At 59.6% G+C, this 18,537-nt stretch carries 21 protein-coding genes and 1 tRNA gene; 17 read left to right on the forward strand and 5 right to left on the reverse strand.

All coding sequences use genetic code 11. The annotated features are described in order from the left end of the window. Nucleotides 1–78: 78 nt before the first annotated feature. On the forward strand, nt 79–534 hold the full coding sequence (locus AAG612_RS09925) for a hypothetical protein (RefSeq protein WP_342509763.1): 456 nt from the start codon (nt 79–81) through the stop codon (nt 532–534). Beyond that, a complete protein-coding gene (locus tag AAG612_RS09930; protein ID WP_342509765.1) occupies nt 531–1,427 on the forward strand; it encodes a hypothetical protein in 897 nt (298 codons plus the stop codon). The genes AAG612_RS09925 and AAG612_RS09930 overlap by 4 nt, the downstream gene beginning before the upstream one ends. Before the next feature lie 207 nt (nt 1,428–1,634). Here AAG612_RS09930 and AAG612_RS09935 read toward each other — a convergent pair whose 3' ends face one another. Further along, nucleotides 1,635–1,997, reverse strand: a complete 363-nt coding sequence (locus AAG612_RS09935) for a hypothetical protein (RefSeq protein ID WP_342509767.1) — start codon at nt 1,995–1,997, stop codon at nt 1,635–1,637. A gap of 155 nt (nt 1,998–2,152) precedes the next feature. Here AAG612_RS09935 and AAG612_RS09940 point away from each other — a divergent pair, with 155 nt between their 5' ends. The 5 genes from AAG612_RS09940 (at nt 2,153) to AAG612_RS09960 (ending at nt 7,195) form a co-directional block, all read left to right on the forward strand. Continuing rightward, a complete protein-coding gene (locus tag AAG612_RS09940; protein WP_342509769.1) occupies nt 2,153–4,057 on the forward strand; it encodes a relaxase/mobilization nuclease domain-containing protein in 1,905 nt (634 codons plus the stop codon). A gap of 119 nt (nt 4,058–4,176) precedes the next feature. Then, nucleotides 4,177–5,112 (forward strand): 3'-5' exonuclease, encoded by a 936-nt coding sequence (locus tag AAG612_RS09945; protein ID WP_342509770.1) that lies wholly within the window; start codon nt 4,177–4,179, stop codon nt 5,110–5,112. 72 nt (nt 5,113–5,184) lie between these two features. Further along, nucleotides 5,185–5,727: a hypothetical protein gene (locus tag AAG612_RS09950; RefSeq protein WP_342509771.1), complete on the forward strand. Its 543-nt coding sequence runs from the start codon at nt 5,185–5,187 to the stop codon at nt 5,725–5,727. Nucleotides 5,728–5,815: 88 nt separating this feature from the next. Beyond that, a complete protein-coding gene (locus tag AAG612_RS09955) occupies nt 5,816–6,397 on the forward strand; it encodes a hypothetical protein (RefSeq protein ID WP_342509773.1) in 582 nt (193 codons plus the stop codon). Between the two features lie 42 nt (nt 6,398–6,439). Next, a complete protein-coding gene (locus AAG612_RS09960) occupies nt 6,440–7,195 on the forward strand; it encodes a 3'-5' exonuclease family protein (RefSeq protein WP_342509775.1) in 756 nt (251 codons plus the stop codon). Nucleotides 7,196–7,397: 202 nt separating this feature from the next. Here AAG612_RS09960 and AAG612_RS16320 read toward each other — a convergent pair whose 3' ends face one another. Further along, complete coding sequence (locus AAG612_RS16320) at nt 7,398–7,940, reverse strand: helix-turn-helix domain-containing protein (RefSeq protein ID WP_425341845.1); 543 nt, start codon at nt 7,938–7,940, stop codon at nt 7,398–7,400. Between the two features lie 238 nt (nt 7,941–8,178). On the opposite strand from AAG612_RS16320, the gene AAG612_RS09965 reads away from it, so the two are divergent. Next, the gene (locus AAG612_RS09965) at nt 8,179–9,420 is read left to right on the forward strand and encodes a phage integrase SAM-like domain-containing protein (protein WP_342509777.1); all 1,242 of its coding nucleotides are present in this window, start codon (nt 8,179–8,181) and stop codon (nt 9,418–9,420) included. Nucleotides 9,421–9,669: 249 nt separating this feature from the next. Here the strand turns inward: AAG612_RS09965 and AAG612_RS09970 are convergent, their stop codons facing one another. Both AAG612_RS09970 and AAG612_RS09975 read right to left on the reverse strand, forming a co-directional pair. After that, on the reverse strand, nt 9,670–9,870 hold the full coding sequence (locus tag AAG612_RS09970) for a DUF6961 family protein (RefSeq protein WP_342509779.1): 201 nt from the start codon (nt 9,868–9,870) through the stop codon (nt 9,670–9,672). 105 nt (nt 9,871–9,975) lie between these two features. Continuing rightward, on the reverse strand, nt 9,976–10,323 hold the full coding sequence (locus AAG612_RS09975) for a thermonuclease family protein (protein WP_342509781.1): 348 nt from the start codon (nt 10,321–10,323) through the stop codon (nt 9,976–9,978). A gap of 645 nt (nt 10,324–10,968) precedes the next feature. Here AAG612_RS09975 and AAG612_RS09980 point away from each other — a divergent pair. The 3 genes from AAG612_RS09980 (at nt 10,969) to AAG612_RS09990 (ending at nt 12,852) form a co-directional block, all read left to right on the forward strand. Further along, the gene (locus AAG612_RS09980; protein WP_342509783.1) at nt 10,969–11,634 is read left to right on the forward strand and encodes an excalibur calcium-binding domain-containing protein; all 666 of its coding nucleotides are present in this window, start codon (nt 10,969–10,971) and stop codon (nt 11,632–11,634) included. A 357-nt stretch (nt 11,635–11,991) separates the two neighbouring features. After that, on the forward strand, nt 11,992–12,360 hold the full coding sequence (locus AAG612_RS09985) for a hypothetical protein (RefSeq protein WP_342509785.1): 369 nt from the start codon (nt 11,992–11,994) through the stop codon (nt 12,358–12,360). Nucleotides 12,361–12,468: 108 nt separating this feature from the next. After that, nucleotides 12,469–12,852 carry a hypothetical protein gene (locus AAG612_RS09990; protein ID WP_342509787.1) on the forward strand — a complete coding sequence of 128 codons (384 nt, stop codon included), beginning with the start codon at nt 12,469–12,471 and terminating at the stop codon, nt 12,850–12,852. Nucleotides 12,853–13,278: 426 nt separating this feature from the next. Here AAG612_RS09990 and AAG612_RS09995 read toward each other — a convergent pair. Then, nucleotides 13,279–13,355 (reverse strand) — tRNA-Arg (locus tag AAG612_RS09995). A 124-nt stretch (nt 13,356–13,479) separates the two neighbouring features. Here AAG612_RS09995 and AAG612_RS10000 point away from each other — a divergent pair. The 6 genes from AAG612_RS10000 to AAG612_RS10025 all read left to right on the forward strand — a co-directional run bounded on the left by AAG612_RS10000 (nt 13,480) and on the right by AAG612_RS10025 (nt 18,521). After that, the gene (locus AAG612_RS10000; RefSeq protein ID WP_342509789.1) at nt 13,480–13,881 is read left to right on the forward strand and encodes a hypothetical protein; all 402 of its coding nucleotides are present in this window, start codon (nt 13,480–13,482) and stop codon (nt 13,879–13,881) included. Nucleotides 13,882–13,928: 47 nt separating this feature from the next. Then, nucleotides 13,929–14,438, forward strand: a complete 510-nt coding sequence (locus AAG612_RS10005) for an MmcB family DNA repair protein (protein ID WP_342509791.1) — start codon at nt 13,929–13,931, stop codon at nt 14,436–14,438. 110 nt (nt 14,439–14,548) lie between these two features. After that, nucleotides 14,549–15,271, forward strand: a complete 723-nt coding sequence (locus AAG612_RS10010) for a sterol desaturase family protein (protein ID WP_342510335.1) — start codon at nt 14,549–14,551, stop codon at nt 15,269–15,271. After that, entirely contained in the window at nt 15,229–15,720 is a 492-nt protein-coding gene (locus AAG612_RS10015; RefSeq protein WP_342509793.1) for a DUF2141 domain-containing protein, read from the forward strand. The genes AAG612_RS10010 and AAG612_RS10015 overlap by 43 nt, the downstream gene beginning before the upstream one ends. Nucleotides 15,721–15,822: 102 nt before the next feature. Then, on the forward strand, nt 15,823–17,349 hold the full coding sequence (locus tag AAG612_RS10020) for a PAS domain-containing protein (protein WP_342510336.1): 1,527 nt from the start codon (nt 15,823–15,825) through the stop codon (nt 17,347–17,349). A gap of 68 nt (nt 17,350–17,417) precedes the next feature. Next, on the forward strand, nt 17,418–18,521 hold the full coding sequence (locus tag AAG612_RS10025; protein WP_342509795.1) for a phosphatase domain-containing protein: 1,104 nt from the start codon (nt 17,418–17,420) through the stop codon (nt 18,519–18,521). The last annotated feature ends 16 nt before the right edge of the window (nt 18,522–18,537 follow it).

Raw genomic sequence — 18,537 nt, forward strand, 5'->3', positions numbered from 1 at the left:
GCGTTTCTCCTTTTCGATCAATCTACCTATAACCTGGTAAGTTTGGGCTTTTCCAAACACAAACCAGAGGAATGATCTGTGAAAGACAGAAATGACGATGCTGCAAGAGGCAATCAATTAGCTCTCACACAACACCAGTTCGATAACCTCCCACTCGCTGATTTGGCGAAACTCGCCGGGCATGAGGAAACGGAGCCCCTCGCCCTAACCTGCGAAGAAGTGCTTAAACTCAGCGAGAAACGTTTCTTTGAATGCTTGGAGAAAGGATTCGACAAGTCCACAACAGCTGCAATTATCGCGCAACATCCGCTTAACAGCGCGCAGCCGTCTGCAATAGAGCGAGCGATGAACCGCGTCTTCGGAAATTGGCGCGACCTTGAGCGTGCCAGGAGGCACGGTGAGGTGCGCGAGTCCGGTGGCCACAGTTCACCGCAGAGCTCCACAACTAACACTCCCGCTCCATCGCCGCACGAAGCAGCTAACAAGGCCCGGTCGCTTACGGACGACACCTTCAGCGGGGAGGAAATGCTGTGAACAGCTCTCCCATTCTCAAAAAAGTCGTATGGATCATCAACCCTGCCGGAGGAGTGGGCAAAACCCTTGTCACGCAAGTGATCGAGGGATTGGCTCAGATCAACGGCACGGACGTTGTGCTTGCCAGCCAAGATCGTGGCAACCAAGCGATCAAACATGCGCTTAGCGATGCCAATATCATCGCTGCCAATTCCCTTCCACAAGATGCCGTGAGGATCATCTCGCGTGTAGAGAACCGGGAATTGTTCCTGATCGATGTAGGGGCAAATCCCAGCAGCGAAGAATATGATCCGCTACCATTCGGAGCAGCGCTCAACGCTGAAATTACAGCGCGCGGCGGAAACATGGTTGTCGTCGTTCCGACCACACCGCTCAAAATTCACGGCAATAAGACTGCGGCGAGAACTGCGCGTAATCTGCTGAACGAAGGGTTCGAGGTTCACGTCGTGAAGAACCATCAGAATCAGTCCGGTAGGTTCGACGACCTTGATGTTCCCATAGGAGTTCAAGTCTCGGAACTCGACCACCTACCCTCGGGCATTATGGCTCTGGTGCGTGAGCACTCTGGCTCAATCGCGGATCTCTACCTGAGCCCCGAGCCGGATTATCGGCTCGCAGGGGGGCATATCGGGCAATGGCTCTTGGATGCTTCGCAGCAGGCCGTGATGCAGAGTGTTTTCGATGGGAAAGTATCGGGGTTATCTATTCCTGAGGACCGGCGCCCCCGTCGAACCATGACAACCCTTCAGAAACTGTCGGATGTCACCGACCAAGCGTTGATCCGAAATTACGGAAAGTATGAAGCCTTCCATCAATTGCTCAGCGCGGGCTCGGACATCGAAACCCTCGCCGCAGCACGAGCCTTTCAGCGCGCGATGGAGGGATTCAAATGACCCGAATGACCGCTGCTCTCGAAAGCGATCTCAATAGTGGAGCTTGTACTCGCCGGGGATGCCATCGCTCCCCGGCGGAAAGCCTCGCAAGCCCCTGTGGATCGCCTATTGGTCCCCGCGCGAACACCCTGGCGACTGCCTTCGCTGTCGCCGGTCGATCGCCTGGAAGAACCTTCGCTCAGCCTAAGTATGCGATCTCGTGGCCCGTTAGGCCCCCGAATAGCCCTTATATTTACGCAGGATGCAAGGTGTATACACCTTGTGCTGCTCGGCGGCTTTGCCTTCTCGCATCGGGAGGGAAGTGAAATGGCCAGCAACGTATTTCATTTTCGCTTGAACGATCATCAGGTCGCAGCGGTTCAGAAGCGCGCTGGCCAACTCTCGATCGGCAAATATGCCGCAAGGATGGTCCTCGAAGATCAAAGCTGGAGCCGGATAAACGAAAGAAGAGCGATCGCCAAAACCGTTCGTGCCATTCACCTCGCTGTAGCGCGCGGTCTTCCCGCCACAGAGATCGAAGCCGTTGATACGCTCCTCAAAGATGCCCTGAGCCTCCTCGAAACGAGGCATCAGGATAAAGTCGGCGAGGACGGGTCGTGACTACTGTTTACAAGGTTCATCGCCGAGGTCCGAATAGCGCGATGGTGCAAAGCCTCCGGAGCAAAGCGACCGGTCTCATCCATTATGCCTGGCGGGCAGACCTCCGCGACCTTGCTTCAGCCGTCATGGAAACTGCCGTTGATGCTTACCATGCCGATCTTCTGCGTTATGCGTGGCGTAACGCTCACAAGGAAGAGGTTGCAGCAACGTGCAAGCGCAATCTGCGGTCGGACGATGCGACGCTCATTGCTGCCGAGATGGGCGCATTGATCGAGGACGCTGATCCGACCATCGATGTCGTCGAACATTACATTGTGAGTCTTCGCGAAGAAGAAAGCTTTGGCGAGCACCTCGACGCGACGGTCGATACGCTTCTGAGAGGGCTTGGGCTTCAAAATTGTCCAGCGGTGGCGGCGCTCCATCGGGACACTGACAACGAACATATTCATCTCGTCGTGCTCCGCATTGACAAGGATACGGGCGAGATTGTCGATCCACTGAAATACGATATCATTCGGGCTCACCAGATGCTGGCCGTTCTCGAAGCGGAAACCGGATGGTCGCGCGAAGTGAATGCACGCTGGCAGGTGCAGAAGGGGCGCTTGGTTCTGGACGAGCAAACCGACATTGGTCCTGCCGACGATCCATCCTCTTGGCCTGATCGCTATTTCCCGACCAACAAGCTCTCATCTGCAGCGCGGAACAAAGAGACCAAAACGGGAATCGAGTCCGCCGAGCGTATCGTTCGACGCGTAGTTCCGGGGCTCATCGAGAGCCATGACAATCTGACAGACCTTCTGAAGGCCCTTCAGCACGAGGGGATCTCGCTAAGCAAGAAGGGATCAGGTGCGGTGTATCGTGTGACGACAAAAGGCGAAACCGGGGAGGCGCGAGATGAATTCGTGCGGTGTTCGGTCATACGTCGGTGGAGCTACGGCATGCTTCGGGCGAAATACGGGGAACTGCCGGACGAGTTTGGCACGGACGCTTCACCACGGTATTCGAGAGCGGTCGATGGGAGCCCAGATCGTCCCCACTATGCAGCCATGAGGGCAGAATATATTGAGCGCTTGAATGGGATAACGCGCAGTGTTCGAATGGCTCTGCTACGAACCCCGCAGCTGAACGGAGCAATCGCATCTGGGCGGAGCGCGTGTATCTTCCCGTCATTGGAGGCCTGGCGGCAAGGCGAGTTGCCGCCCGATCCGGGTGAAGTAATGTTCGCTCATGTCGGTGCGCGAATCTTCGAGGCGCCCGTTTCAACGGTTCACAATCAGATCAGGGCACAGCCTGACGACGTTTATATAGCTGCGCCGAGCAAACGCCGGATCATCTATCAACGGCGAGGATCGTTGATGGGGCCAAGCCGCATTGTCGATTTCGGCAATCGGATAGTTCTGATTGGACGAGCAAGCGCTAGCGAATTGAGTAAAACGATGGCTCTCTTCGCAGCGCGCGAGACCATGGTGGTCAGCGCCACTGGGCTAAATAAGAGCGAATGGAAGGTGGCGACCCGTGTCGCTGCCTCGTATGGGATAACTCTGATCGCCGCCAACCGAGATCGGTTTGGCGTTGGACGAATGGCTGGGAAGACGTCGGATGGTGCCCAGCACCAACCGAATAGTCAGGACCGCACTACTACGTCGAGCGACGATCACACCCAACATGCAGCGCGATCAGTGCCGGAGACGGGAACAGGAGGTGACAGGATTGATGCCAAGGGATCGACTCCCATACTGACGCAGAGAGCTCAGCCGATAAAGCCTTTGGCTGCGGAATTTTTGGCATGGCAGCACGCTGAAGCGGCACATGACGCTGCCCGCCGGCAATCCGAACAAGGTTCCACATTGGCGGCCTTAGGACGCGAGCTTGACCGCTGCGCATGGACGCTGGAGCGTCAGGTCGCCGAGGTCGGGACTGCCGAAATAGATTTGTCGAGCGGAGACAGGGCACGTCTTGCAGCGCAAGCACAGAGACACACCGACCGCATACAAGCGACCGCTGCTATGCAGGCCGGGCTCGTCCGATGATTATCCGGCACCGTTTCATGGATCCGCATTAGGAAAATTCCGCTGGCCAGCGTCGCTGTCCGAGGCTGGTGGTAGAGGGGAAAAGCCCTTCGGCTGGCCTCGCTACGCGAGGAAATTCCATGAACCGATTACAGCATTTGCCGGAGGCATCTGGCAGCAATGACGCACACAAAGACGAGCGTCGCATCATCTACCCAGTGCGCCCTCGGGATGCCTGGCCCCGCACGGCACCGGACGGCGAAATAGTCCGGCGCGTCTGCGTGTTGGATTGCGAGACGACCGGCCTCAATGCAGCGAAGCATCAGATTATCGAGCTGTGCACTGCCATCGTGCTGGTCAACAAGGAAGGACGGATCGTCGGGATCGAGACCGTGATGACAGGGATGGTGGACCCCGGGCATCCGTTGTCGTCAGAGATCATCGAGCTGACCGGTCTCACCGATTCCGACCTTTCGGGTCATTCTATCTCTTCCAAGCAGCTGATCGCGCTCCTCGAGTATTGTGATGGGGTGGTCGCATTTAACGCGCAGTTTGATCGCGTGTTCGTCGAGAAACTTATAGGCAGCCACGTCCCAGTGCCGTGGGGATGCGCCATGACCGATGTGCGGTGGCGGCAGCTCGGGTTCGAGCCGGGACAGCAAGGTTATCTGCTCGCACAGGCGGGCTACTATATGCCCTGCGCCCATCGTGCGAAGGACGATGTGCTCGCGCTCATCGAGCTGCTCGATCACGTCTGTAACGATGGCAAGTCGGTCATGGCAAAGGTCCTCTCTGCCTTGGAAGCACCAGCCTGGCGGTTTGAGGCATGCGGCGCTCCATACCCGTTCAAGGACGAGCTCAAGGAACGCCGCTATCGCTGGGCGCCAGAACGCGCGCACAAGCTTTGGCACAAGCATGTCCGGCCAGCAGACTTCCGTTCGGAGTATCGCTGGTATCGGCAGACCATCGGTAAACGGCCCGTCGTGGTCCCGCTACCTGCGGGCGAACGATACCGTGCGAGCGGGACGTGGGTGCCCACGGTTCCTAAGGTTACCGTGCCTGATTTTCTGCGGTGAGAGTGAGCTGACTCCTGAGAATGGAAAAAGCTCCGGCCTGAAAGGCCGTCTCTCGAACACAAGGAAATACGTATGAATACCCTCCAAACCGGCGGACACGATGTCCGTCGGGCCAACGCTAGCGCGCTGCAGCTCGAACTCGGCCTTGCCCTTGGTGGCAAGGTTGCCTCGTCTGTCTGCTTCGCGTCCGTCACCGGCCTCGATGAACTGATTCTTCGTGTCGCAGCGGAGAGGGTCGCGGAGCAGCGACAGGACTGCGTGATCGCAGTCTACGCGGACGAAGAAGCGGTTACCCCGGAGTCCTATCTCCTGCTTTTGCGGCATCATCACCAAGTGCTGGCGAGCAAGGTCGTGCCATCGTCCATCGGCTATGATGAGCCTATCGTTCTGATGGCCGAAGACCGCGAGCGGCAATTTGCAATCGACCGGCGCGGGATCCTCGCCGAGCTTCCCATCGAAGCCCCAACGAAGAGACCCCGCAATCACCGTCGCGCTGCCGAGCGTATCGCGGCGACCGCAGAAGCCCTCGGGCCGCTCGTCGGCCCCGCCGGGGCACGTTGCGGCGACGTCTTTCTCGACAGCCGCGGCAACGTGACCGCCGCAGCCGCAGCCTGATCCAATCCATCCCTACCAACCGCGCACGGGCGGCGTCTCCTACGGGAGGCGCCGCCCGTGTCGTCTTTACCGACAGGAAGCCACCATCATGAACCTCTCACCCATCCGCCATCCGGGCGTGCTCGCCACTCTGGAGATCGTGCGCGATCGAGCCGAGCCCCGTTATCGTTCCCCCATACGCAGCATCGCGATCTTCACCATCATCAAATGCCCAGAATGGGGTGTCCGCTTCGTCAGCGAGCACTACGCGTTCAAGCGCGAGACGAGCCGTTCCGATATCATCGAAGGCATCGCCAAGAGCATCCCGGCCGATGCCACCTTGATCTGCAAGGCTCTCCCTGGGTCATTCCATATGCCGCGGGAGGTGTCAGTAGCGATGCCATTCTCTCCCTCGGACCTGCAGCTCATCGAGCGGCAGCGCGTCGATCTCGATGTGGTGCCGGTTACCTTCCGCGAGGCGATCCTCGACGAGACTGCGACAACCTACGCTATCGAGCGCGCAGATCCCGCTTCGTCGCCCCTCGCGCAGGCGCGGCGTGCCGCCGATGAGACGCAGGTGCTCTGGCTGACCTTCCTGACGACCTGCTGTCGCGACAACGACCGGACCTCACTGGGCTCAGCTTTTCAGGCCTGGCGCGCAATCGATCAGGCGCGCCCACTCCCCTTCTGACGAAGCGTGATGATGCCAACAGCTATGGAAAGGAAAATGCACATGGCAAAAAACTACATCGCGCTCGACGCAGAGTTTCACTGGGATGAGGAACTGCACAAAGCACACAAGGCCATGGATTCGAAATCGGATCACCGGGCCGTCGCGGTCAAGCGGGTAATGGCCGCTGGCGTCTTCCCGTTCAGCCTCGACGACGAAGGCAGGGTGTCTACCGGTGAGGTCCGTAGTTGGTCGGAGTTCGACTGGGGGGACGAGGAAGGCGTCGTTAGCCAGCTATTCGATTACCTGCGCGCGCACGAGGACAAGCCGATCGTCACCTATGGCGGCCTCGCCACGGATGTCCCGGTCTTGCTCTTGGCGGGCATGACGCATGGCCTGCGATTGCCTCCGCAACTGATCGATCGGCCCGGCCGCAAGGGGCCGCGGCCGCACCTCGACCTCGGCTTGCAAATCAAGGGCGGCGGGCGAACCTGGAGCCACCTCAGCCAGGTATTGCTGCGTATGGGCGTGCCTTTCTCGCTGGTCGCGGCCAAATCTGGGGTCAGACGCCCGGTAAGCGGTGGCGCCTGGCAGTCCTTGAGCGATCATGTCGAGCTGGATTGTTTGCTGCTCTCGATCGCGAAGCTGGGATGGCTTGTTGTCCAAGGCACAAACGGACTCCGGCTCGAGCCAGCGATCATCGCGTTAGTCGATGGCTTCCTGCGGAAGCGGCCAGATCATGCGCTGGCCTGTGAACTAAGGGCATATACCGACAGGCTCCAGCAAGAGATCGCCGACGGATTCGATCTCGCGGCCTGACCATAACACCTCTATGCGCCGTGCTGGCGAATTTCGGACATCGTCGGCCCGGCGCACAACGAACGTTCCTGTCAAAAGATAAGGGTCCGGCTCATAAGCTGACCTCACAATATACTGCTCGGTTCGGATTGTTCGTGTGGCAGACACGCTCCCTGCTCACCAAGATCTCTGAGAGAGGCGTCTTACTGAGCTAACTGGTTGGTCATGGACACTGGATTTCCATTTCCTCGCACGCGTAAGTCAATGATTCAGCATCGCCGAACCTAAGAAGCTCAGCAAGCGCGTCTGACTTTAATACCAGTCGATAATCTATTCGGCCCTCAACTTTTTTAGCAAGCTTATGAGATGCGTGCCTACCCCGCTCAAATCTGGATAAGGTGCTTACATCCACTCCAGCCGCCCGCGCAGCACTTTCCAAAGATACGCCCAATTCTTTCCTGAGCAATCTCAATCCGATCCCAGGATGCGCAACGCCAGTCGTAATCCTGTTCAGGTCGTCGTCCTTCCAGCTTGGAGCCAGATCGTAGATCTGAACGCCTAGCGCCGTCGCCAATCGACGAAGTGCGGGTTCGCTGGGGCGTTGCCTTCCCTGCTCATGCCTTGCCAGCGTCTTGGCTGAAATCCTTGCCGCTACCGCTAGGTCCTTCCGAGACATCCGCTTCGATTCGCGGATTTTCTTCAAACGATTCGCAACCCCAACATCGAGGTCGCTCCGCGAAAATCGAGGTGGTCCTTGAACAGGCATGGGTCGAGTTTGCACAATCACATTCCAGCCGATCCTACAAGTCCAATCAGCTGAGTTGGCGAGTGAATTTGCAGGAGCGAACCGTGGAGCAGTCTTTGGGTGAGATCGCCCGGAAGTGGTCGAAGAGCAGCGAGAAGGGAAAAGGGCTTCGGCTCGATCCCTGCGCTCTCGACCGGCTCAACGAGATTGGCGTCGGCGAGCTCATTTTGGCCGAGGCCGCAAAAGAACAGAGGTTAGAATGCGCAAAACGGAGAAGCCCCTCTACGAACGGGGAGAATACAAGCTCGTCTACGATCGGAAGCGTGATGGCACCCTCCGATCCCCCTATCTCCAGATTGTCTGGTATGACGCAGCTGCAGGACGCCAACGAAGCAAGTCGACGGGCACGGCGGATGCTGAAGTAGCTGAACTGCAGCTCGACGCGCTCTACCTCGCAAACGAAAAAGGACGGGCCGTATGTTACGCTTGCGGCCAACCGATCACCACGGACGACAGCTATCTGCTTACCGAAGCGATCGAAGCATACGTAGCCGCCAGACAGAGTAAATCAAGCATCAGCTCCATCCGGCCACGGCTCGCTCATGTGCTTGATTACCTTACGCAAAACGATGCACTAGCAACGCTTTGTAACGAGGTAGACGAAGATTGGATCGAAGAATTCCGAGAATGGAATATCTTGATCCCCGTAGAAGACGGCAATGGTTCGACACGGGAACGTGCTCCCGGGACTGTCGAAGCAAGCGTTAGGCAGCTAGCGGCTACCATCAACTACGCTAAGAAGAAGGAGCACATTCGAAAGGGCGCCCAGTTTAAACCGAAGAAGCATACCGAGGTAAGCCACACTCCGACCTACCGTGCGTCGGTATCGGAGCTCGCTGATATGTTCCGCTATTGCACTGAGCCGCCCAGAAAGGATGGAGAGAGCGACAAAGCCTATGGGAAACGCGTCGCGGACCGTCACAACCTTTTGCGCTTTCTGCAGATCAGCGTTGCGACTTGGGCACGCCCGGATGCAGCGCATGATGTTTCGACCGACAGAAAGCGCGCCCAGTGGCAGTCGAAACGCCGGTTGCTCAACCTCAATCCCAGGGGGCGCGCTCAGACTCGCAAGTATCGTCCGACGGTTCCGATTGCCCGTCAGGTGGCACCGCTCCTGGACGATACACAAGGTTTCTTCGTGACCGTCGCGTCGGTTCGGAAGGCGTTCGAGGCGATGCAGGACGCGCTTGGGCTTCCGGACGATCGCGAGGCTGGGTTGAAACTCATTCGCCGGTCCATGGCTCAGCTGGGCCGCGATCGCCTCGGCCGCACTGCCTGGATCGAGGGCAAGTATATGCTCGGTCATCATCGTCCGGACCCATCTGACCTCTACGGCATCGATACGCCAGGCGATTTCCCCCTGGCACTGAAGGTTACCGAAGAGATCATAGACGAAATCATCGCACTGGCTCCGTTGGCATTCGTCGCCGTGAGAAACTAAGGCGAATGGCCGATTTGGGGTCGGGCAGCTGTCGGTTAAAATTGCTTTACAGACGGCGGCATATGGGCTGGTAGAGGCCCGTCTGCTTGCTGGGTAAAAACATCCAGAAAGGACGCACCTAGCTTTGTGCCGGATCGACGATCCTTTGACGTCGTTGGCCGGGCATAGGAGCCTGAGGGCGACCATCGAAAGCGGAAAAAACGCCGACCTCGAGCAGGCAGGCAGCGTGAGGTTGAATCACGCGCAGGCTCAGTGCGGTTGATCTTCCGTCGCTACGGTAAGCCTGGCAAACCGCTGCTCGACGCCTTCCCATAATTCTACCCCGCCGCTCTCGTCTGTAGCGGTGAAGTGCCCAATCCTCTCGGTGATATACGCGGTGCCATCTTCCCCGTGATGCTTTTCCACCCAGAGGATCAAGGCCCACAGCTCCTGCTCGCGGGTGGGGCTCACGGCAGCACGAACCAGACAAGACCGATAATGGCAGCGCATTGGATTGCGCCGAGCACGACCGCTTCGGTGATCAGGATAAGCCGCCCAAAGCGCGACATAGTCACGTCAGCACCACGGCTCTCGTCTGCCAGTCCATGTCCGCGCAAGACCTTCCGCAACAAGCTCATCGCCAACCGATCGTCCTCCCCAGTGAATGATGGCGAGGGTGCGACCATAGCGGTCTTTACCGCTCCTTGCGATCTCGAAGCTGCGGGAGTTCAAAAGGACGATAAGCCGGTCGCGGGCCTGCAGCGCAAGGCGCGTTTCGTATTCGCAGGCACCATTGAGCTCGGGCGCATCGATATCCTGCAGCCTGATTTTCTCGCCCTCGATCCAGACAGTGTCACCATCATGGACACAATGGGTCCGCGGTCCAGGATCGCAAACGGCGAGGGCAGCGGCGAGCAAGAGCATCGCCTTTGCCTACGTGGCCGCGATTACCATTTTCCTACGTTGAACAAATGTGGAACATGGGCTGTCTCGAATCGGAGGCACCTATGATCGTTCTTGACCCCCTGACCATCACCGCGATCGCTGCGGTCATCACCGCAAGCTCGGCGCTAGTCTGGTCGATCAGGCGTAAGCCGTGAGCTCGATCAGGCTCAACTCCCTCTCGGACTTTTCGCGGCATGGCTACAAAGTTCGGATAGATTGCCGCTCCTGCAAGCGGGTCACTATCATCGATCCCCTTGAACTATCGCTTCTGTGCCAGCGCAAGGGCTGGTCGCGGCAAGTGCAGGATGTGGAAGGCAAGCTGCGGTGCTCAAGGTGTTGTGCGAAAAACGCGCGCTTGGGACCAGGGCTCGGTCTCCAGAATAACCCCTGATGGGCTGATAGCCGACTGTGCGACCCTGATAATAAAGTTATCTAAGGTGCCAGGACCACGAGTGCGGTTCAGAGTTGCCTTGGCCAAAGCGCGGGGCGACAGGAGCGCGAACATTTCGGATTTGTGGGCAGGATCTGACGGACAGCCAGTGGCCAGCTGCGCGATTGCTACGCTGGCATCCAGGCGATCGCTACTCACCGGTTGTTAGCACCTTCGCTCATACTCTGATCGGCATGCGCTGGACGGTTTACCTCGCCATTATTCTATCGCCCGCGGCTGTGGCTGCACAGACGTATACGGGTCCTGTCGATGTCATCGATGGCGACACGCTGGTCATGACGGGCGAGAGGTTCAGGCTTTTCGGAATCGATGCCCCGGAGGCGGATCAGACCTGCATTCGTGGCGATGAGATTTGGGAGTGCGGAAAGGACGCTACAGCGCTTTTGGAAAGTCTGACCAGAGGCAAACAAATTGCATGCGAGCAGGTGGAGCGCGACAGCTATCGCCGCATAATCGCAATTTGCAGATCCGGCCGGGTCGACCTTGCCGAAACCATGGCATCGACAGGCATGGCTATCTCGCTGCCGCAATTCAGTAGCGCCTATGGCCCCGCGGAAGCCGACGCAAAGGCACGTCAGACAGGTGTCTGGGGTTCTACATTCGAATTACCGGAGAATTTCCGCGCGGCGCGGCCGGAACAATTCGCGCAGCGAGCTCGTGCTGAGCAGCCCGAAGCCGTTGCCGAGGCGCCGCGAGCCTTCGACCAAATTTATTATCGCAACTGCGCAGCGGCCCGGGCTGCAGGAGCTGCGCCACTCTACCGTGGACAGCCTGGCTATCGGCCACAGATGGATGGCGATGGCGACGGGATCGCTTGCGAGCCATATCGGCGGCGTTAGATTTCGTAGCACAAGGTGCCGTAGTATCGCCTCCGCACCGGCAGAAACTGGGCCGTGAGCGGCCCGTCCGGAGTTGGGCGTTCGCACTGCTAAAGCCGTCCTTCGGCACGCAACCCGATGACCGATAGCGTGGATCGTGAATCACTTCGAGCAGCAAGAGATTGTAGGCGAGCGTTGCGATCAGCTAATTAGCTCCGCACCAGTGTTAGCGCTATATTCCTCGACAATCACCTGACGTAATTCACGCGGCTGCTGGATGGACGCCGTAATCCATCTGACGCTCGGGCCCGGCAGCGAGAATGCCGAAAGCATTGACAAGCTTGACCAATAGCAAGGGCTGGCATAGCCTTTTGCCTAGTGCTTAAAGCTGAGCATTGTAATGCTATTTTAACTTACTTTTCAGTAGGTAACGGGAGATTCTACGTGAGGAAATTCGGTCGAACAGGCGGGCTGGTGGTCGCCATGACGCTACTCTCGAGCTGCGGCGGCGCCATGGGGGGAGGCTGCTCCGGCATAGAAATGGATACTCAGGTAGCAAGGTTCGGCAACACTGACGTGACAATTCGTAATACGTCTGATGAGCCAAAGCTGGTTACGCTTGCCGTTGTCGATGGCGAAGGCGTAGACATTCATTCCGAGACTTTTCGTGTGGACTCAAAAGATATCAAAAAAGCAAATGCTGGCACCTTAAGCGACGACCTGCAGATTGACATCAGGTGCGAGTAGCTGCCCCCACTGGCTCTCCAGGGGACGCTTTTTCTAGCGTGGTGCTAGGCCACACTCAAAAAAGGTCGTTATTTTAAAACTATCCCTTTGCATTGAGGAGGCCCTGATTTGCCTTATACGGCTTCTGACGAAATCAAATTCCATAAGTGGAAAGATGTAATAGCACGTCATAAAAAATTAAAGAGATTTGTAATTATTGCGTGTTTAATTACAGCTTTTGGCTGGTTATTATTGTTTTATAAGATGAGCCAGACGTCGGAGGCGGTGTTACGTTATTCAACAGAAGCCCAAGAGTCGGTCGGCACATGGACTATGTGGCTGCTTGCGATGTCGGTAGGTAGCGTCGCCCTTGTCGTCATCTCAAAGAGCGCAAAGAAGCGTGGGGAGGAGCTTGCTGAAAACCTCAAAGCTGACTTGCGTAATCACCTAAATGAGGCTGGTGAAGGCCACCGCTCTAAGATTGAGTCGCAGCTTCGAGAGCTAGGCGCATAGCTTTTCTCGCCAACCAACTACTCTCGATTTGCATCTCAGTTCGGATGACCATTCAACTTGGAGGAAAATCAGGGGGACACGTCAATGCATATTGAGTTTGGTGGCTAAATTCACCGGCCAGAGTCTGGTAACCACCCAATTTCCGAAATTCAGACGCTGCCTGAACAGCCCCAAAAGCGGACCTCGCCGGAGCCTAGCGGCCATGGCCGTTTTCGGGAGCCGCAGATGATCGGGCTAGTGACGGAGATTGGGGCGCATAGCGGACATCTTGGGATCGTTCATGATTGGGGACGAGAGCGGACAGATGTGCCCAGAGTTCGGCGCGCGCTACATAGGCGACGCGACAATCCGCGAATATTCTACCCATTTCACCGGAAACACACCGGAGAGTAAAATCGGTCGATGGGGCAAAAATTGCGGAAAAGCTGGCGCACCCGACAGGATTCGAACCTGTGACCTCTGCCTTCGGAGGGCAGCGCTCTATCCAGCTGAGCTACGGGTGCATCGCGCGAACCGCGAGGAGCGCGCTTAGCAAAGCGAAACGGACCGCGCCATGGGAAAATCCGCCTCGCGCACCGCTGCCTGTTAGGACATTGGCAAGACCTGCCTGACTAGCCTTGGCGGGTGATGAGCGATCTTGCCCCCCAAAGCGATTTTTCCCTGCGCGCCGACACACGCACCGGGACGGCGCCGACGCTCGACGCGCAAGCCACGCTGATCGAACAGTGGGGCGCGGTCGAGGATGCGGCGCGAGTTGTCGCCATGCTCGCCGGGCGGCCCACTCCGGTCGACGATCCTTACAGCACCGCCCGAATCGGGCTGCTCGCCCGTTCGCATCCGGACCGGTTGGATGCGACATCTTCGGCGCTGAGCGATCTGGTCGCAACGATGCGCGCGGGGCTCGATGCGCTGCTGGCCGTGCAGGGCACAGCAACGGACACCCATCCCGCAGCGACCCGGCTGTGGTCCGAATACGAGCGCGGACGGGCGGAAGTCCTGGCCGAAGCGGCGAGTGCCCTGGGTTGTTGAACGGCCCCATGCTTGACAGAATGTTGCCATTCTGTTCCTAACATGGCATGGCCAACGCTTCCTTTCTGCTCGATAATACGACCCCTCCGGTAGACCGGCTTTGCGATGCCTCGCAGGCCGCGCGCGGGATCATGCGGCTGTTCGCGCGCAACGATATCTGGTGCGTGACCGAGATGCCGCTGCGCGGCGGCCGCCGGGCGGACCTGATGGGGGTCGATGCGAAGGGCCATGTCGTGATCGTCGAGATCAAGGTTTCGCGCAGCGACCTGACCGGCGATTCGAAATGGACCGACTATCTCGACCATTGCGACAAGTTCTACTGGGGCATCGGCGCGCATCTCGATCGCACGATCCTCGATGGGGAGGGCTTTCTGCCCGAGCGCTGCGGCCTGATCGTCGCCGATGGTTACGATGCCGAGATCCTGCGCCCGGCGGCGCGCACCGCGCTCGCCCCGGCACGCCGCAAGGTGGAAATAGAGCGGCTTGCCCGCACGGCCATGCGCCGCGCGACCGTCGCCTGCGATCCCGATTGCGCGCCTTTCGGTGGCGAACGCTAGGACCGCTGCGAGCGATTTTGAGCCGCTGGTAAGGCAACAGAAAGCCCGGTTCGGGCAAGAGAAGGCTCGCCTCGGCTTCGCGGCTGCGGCATAGGGGCCCTGCCATGTCGATGCTGCTCGCCATCATTCTCTCCACGCTCGCGATGGTTGCCATCGTGGCGCTGCGCTACCTCGCGGTGAGCGGCGCCTTCGCCGCGATCACCGCGCGCGTGCGGCCCGGCTATCACGCTGGCCTGCGCCCGCAGATCCGGCGGGAGATCGGCTGGTCGCTCGTCTCGGCGGCGATCTACGGCGTGCCCGCGGGGATCGTCGGCTTCGGGTGGGACAGGTTCGGCTGGACGCGGATCTACACCGACTGGAATGCCTACCCGCTGTGGTATCTGCCGCTGTCGGTGCTGATCTATCTCTTCGCGCACGATACGTGGTTCTACTGGACGCATCGCTGGATGCATCAGCCGCACGCGTTCCGCATCGCGCACGCCGTCCACCACGCCAGTCGCCCGCCCACCGCATGGGCCGCGATGAGCTTTCATCCGATAGAAGCACTCTCCGGTGCGGTGGTTGTGCCCGTTCTCGTCTTCCTCGTGCCGATCCATGTCGCTATGCTGGGGACCGTTCTGGCCGTGATGACGGTGATGGGGGTCACCAATCACATGGGGTGGGAGATGTTCCCGCGCTGGCTGGTCCGTTCGCCGATCGGGGGCTGGATTATCACCGCGAGCCATCATCAGCTCCATCACGAACGCTACAAGTGCAATTACGGGCTCTATTTCAGGTTTTGGGATCGCTTATGCAGAACCGACCGAGGATTATCGGAAAGCTTCCCGCGCTAGCCGCCAGGCTGGCCATCTCTGGTGCCGCACTGCTGGCGCTCGGCAACACCGTGCCAGTCAAACAGGCAGCCAAACAGGATGTCGTGGTCACGGTGGTCGATCTGCGGTCTGCCAAGGGCACGGTGCTCGCCTGCCTCACCGCGAGCGAAAGCGACTTTCCCGATTGCGGGGACGACCGGCTGGCGAAGCGGCAGGTGGTGCGTGCCAATTCGCGGGTCACGATCGTCTTCAACGATGTGCCTCCGGGCGAATATGCGATCTCGCTGCTGCATGATGAGAACGGCAACGGAAAGGCAGACACGGTACTGTTCCTGCCCAAGGAAGGCTTCGGCTTCTCGCGCGATGCCAAGGCCAGCTTCGGCCCGCCGCGCTTTTCGTCCGCCGCGTTCAAGGTGGCCGAAGGTACGCCCGTCTACCACACGATCCGGATGCGCTATATCGGGCGCTGAAGGGGGCGGCGAAAAGTGCTTCACCAGCGCGCCCCGCACTAACCCTATATTTACCATGGACCGTCAAAACAGCCCTTAGATATCGAAGGGTTTTGTGACGTGATGGACAGCTTGCGCGGTAAATTCGGCTATTCCGGCGACGCGGAGGACGATGCTTCGTGGGATCATGGCGACGAAGACAGCGATTATTCCGTCGACGACGCTCCGCCTGGCCCTGTGGGTCAGGACGAGCGGCGCATGCAGGTGCGCGCCTATAATTACTGGGCCGGACTGCTGGGAGAGCGGACCTTCCCCAGCGTCGAGGATATCGAGCCCGACAGCCTGCCCGAATTCGCCGAAAACAGCGTGTTGCTCGATTTCACGGGCGGCGTGGAGAATCCGGCGATCGTCTTTCTGGGGGACCGCCTGGCCGGGGAATGCGGCCATGACGGGCCGATCCAGACGCTCGACGATGTGCCCAGCCGATCATTGCTGAGCCGAATCACCGATCACTACATGCAGATCCTCGCCAACGAGGCCCCGATCGGGTTCGAGGCGGAATTCATCAACGAGGCCGGGCTGACGATTCTCTATCGCGGCATCCTGCTGCCCTTCTCGACCGACGACGAGACGATCGACTTCATCTACGGGGTCATCAACTGGAAGGAAGTGGCCGACCAGCTGACCACGGACGAGTTGCTGCTCGAGATCGACCAGGCGCTCGAAGGCAAGCCGGAGAAGGACGACGACGGTTCGCTGCCGACCAAGGCGGAGCGGGTCTTGATTACACCTTCGATCACCCGCTGGGCCGACGGACCGGGCGCCGATGCGGATGCAGAAGAAACGGGCGACGAGAGCCGGTCTCTGCCCGCCCCGACCTTTGCCCGGCTCGATGCGCATCTGGCTGTCGAGGAATCCGATATGCCGGGCGAAGCCGAAGTCGGCTTCGCAGCCGACGGTACGGATGACGAAGCCTTTGTCGGCGTGTTCGATCCTTTGGCAGGTCTTCGCACACCCGAACCCGATCACGACGCGCCGCAGACCAGCGCGAGCGGCCTGCACGCCTGCCTCGCGGAGGCGCGCGCGCTGGCCGAGGCCGCGCATGACGCCGAATCGCGCAGCCGCGCCGCGCTCTATCGTGCGGTCGGCCGCGCCTACGACGTCAGCCTCGCCGCGCTAAGCGAGCCCGACGCTTTTCAGGACCTCCTCGACGAAAACGCCATCGCGGTTCAACCGCGCGCGCCGATGACGCCGGTCGTGAAGCTCGTTTTCGGAGCGGACTACGACAAGACGCGCATCGCCGAATATGCTGCGGTTCTGGCGCTTGCGCAGCGCGAGGGGGTCGCCGGCGGAGCGCTGGCGGAGCATATCGAAGCGACCGCAGGCGGGATCAAGGCGCTGGTCGCGCGTGAGCGGGCTTTCCGCCACGCGAACGAGCCCGAAGCTGCCGCGCAGACAGCAGCTCAGTCGCGCGTTCACGCCAGGCTCGACCGGCTCGAAACGCGCGCTCTCGAGGATATCCCGGCCGAGGGGGCACCGTTCTCGCTCTGCGTCATCCGGCGGACCGAATCGGGCGAGATCGCCTTTCTCGGCGAGATCGCGGACGATGACCGGTTGCTCGCCAAAGCGGCAAAGCGACTGGTCGGCTAACCGGTCTTCCCCCGAATCGCGCGAGGCGGGGGTTCACGCGAGCCCGTTCGCACGCTAGCCCGCCACGGATGGGCATTTTCAGGCGTCGCCCTGTCCGGGTACAACCCTATTTTGGCTACCGCAGCCGCGACCGACTGGTCCTGACCGGGCGGACCCAGCGTTCGCGTCCGCCAGAATTCGACCAGCACGGGCGCTGGCGCACATTTCGCGTGATGATGTCGCAGTTCTTCGCCAGCCATGTGCCCGAGGTAACTGTCACCTTGTGCCTCACCCGGGCGGACGGAGAGAACTTCGATCACGAAACCGTGTCCGACGACGAGGGCTATTTCCGCTTCGAGATTCCGCTCGAGGGAGACTGGCCCTATCCCGCGCAGACCGCGTGGGAGGTCGTCCGGCTTGGCTGGAATGTCGGCGAAAAGCGCGAATCGGTTGTCGGCAATGTTCTTGTCCCCGGCGCCGATGCGTCGATCGGCGTCATTTCGGATATCGACGACACGATCATCGAGACCGGGATTACCGGCGGCTGGCACAATGTCGTGCGCAACTGGAAGCGGATCTTCGCGCAGATGCCGCAGGATCGGATCCTCGTCGAAGGGGCAGACGTGTTCTACGGCGCGATCGGCGGCGGGCTGGCCGTGCCCAGCGATTCGCAGCCTACCGGCAGCTACATCCGCGCCACCCACCGCCCGTTCTTCTATATCTCCTCCTCGCCGTGGAACCTGTTTTCCTACCTCGTCGCATTCCAGCAATCGCGCCAGTTGCCGCTGGGCGCGCTGTTCCTGCGCAACTGGGGGTTCAACCGGGCAACCATCGGCAAGAGCAGCCACGGCGAGCACAAGCATCGCTCTATTTCCGCGATCCTCGACCATTTCCCGGACCTGCGCTTCGCCTTGATCGGCGACGATACGCAGGGCGACCTGCCCGCGTTTGCCGAAGCGGTCGCGCGCGAGCCGGACCGGATCGCGGCGGTGTTCATCCGCACGACCGAGAAGACGCTGTCCGATATCGAACTTGACGCGAAACGGGTCATCGAGAGCTTTGGGGTGCCCCTGTGGCTGGGAAACAGCTATGCGGTCGGCCGAGATTTCCTGAGAACCGCAGGGGTTGCACCGCATGGGGAAACATCGCGCATCGTGGAAACGGTGGGTCCGAGAACTGGAGAAGAAGCCTAAGGAACCGGGCGGCTGC

This window comes from Citromicrobium bathyomarinum, from assembly GCF_038594605.1.
GTDB classification, from domain to species: Bacteria; Pseudomonadota; Alphaproteobacteria; order Sphingomonadales; family Sphingomonadaceae; genus Alteriqipengyuania; species Alteriqipengyuania bathyomarina_B.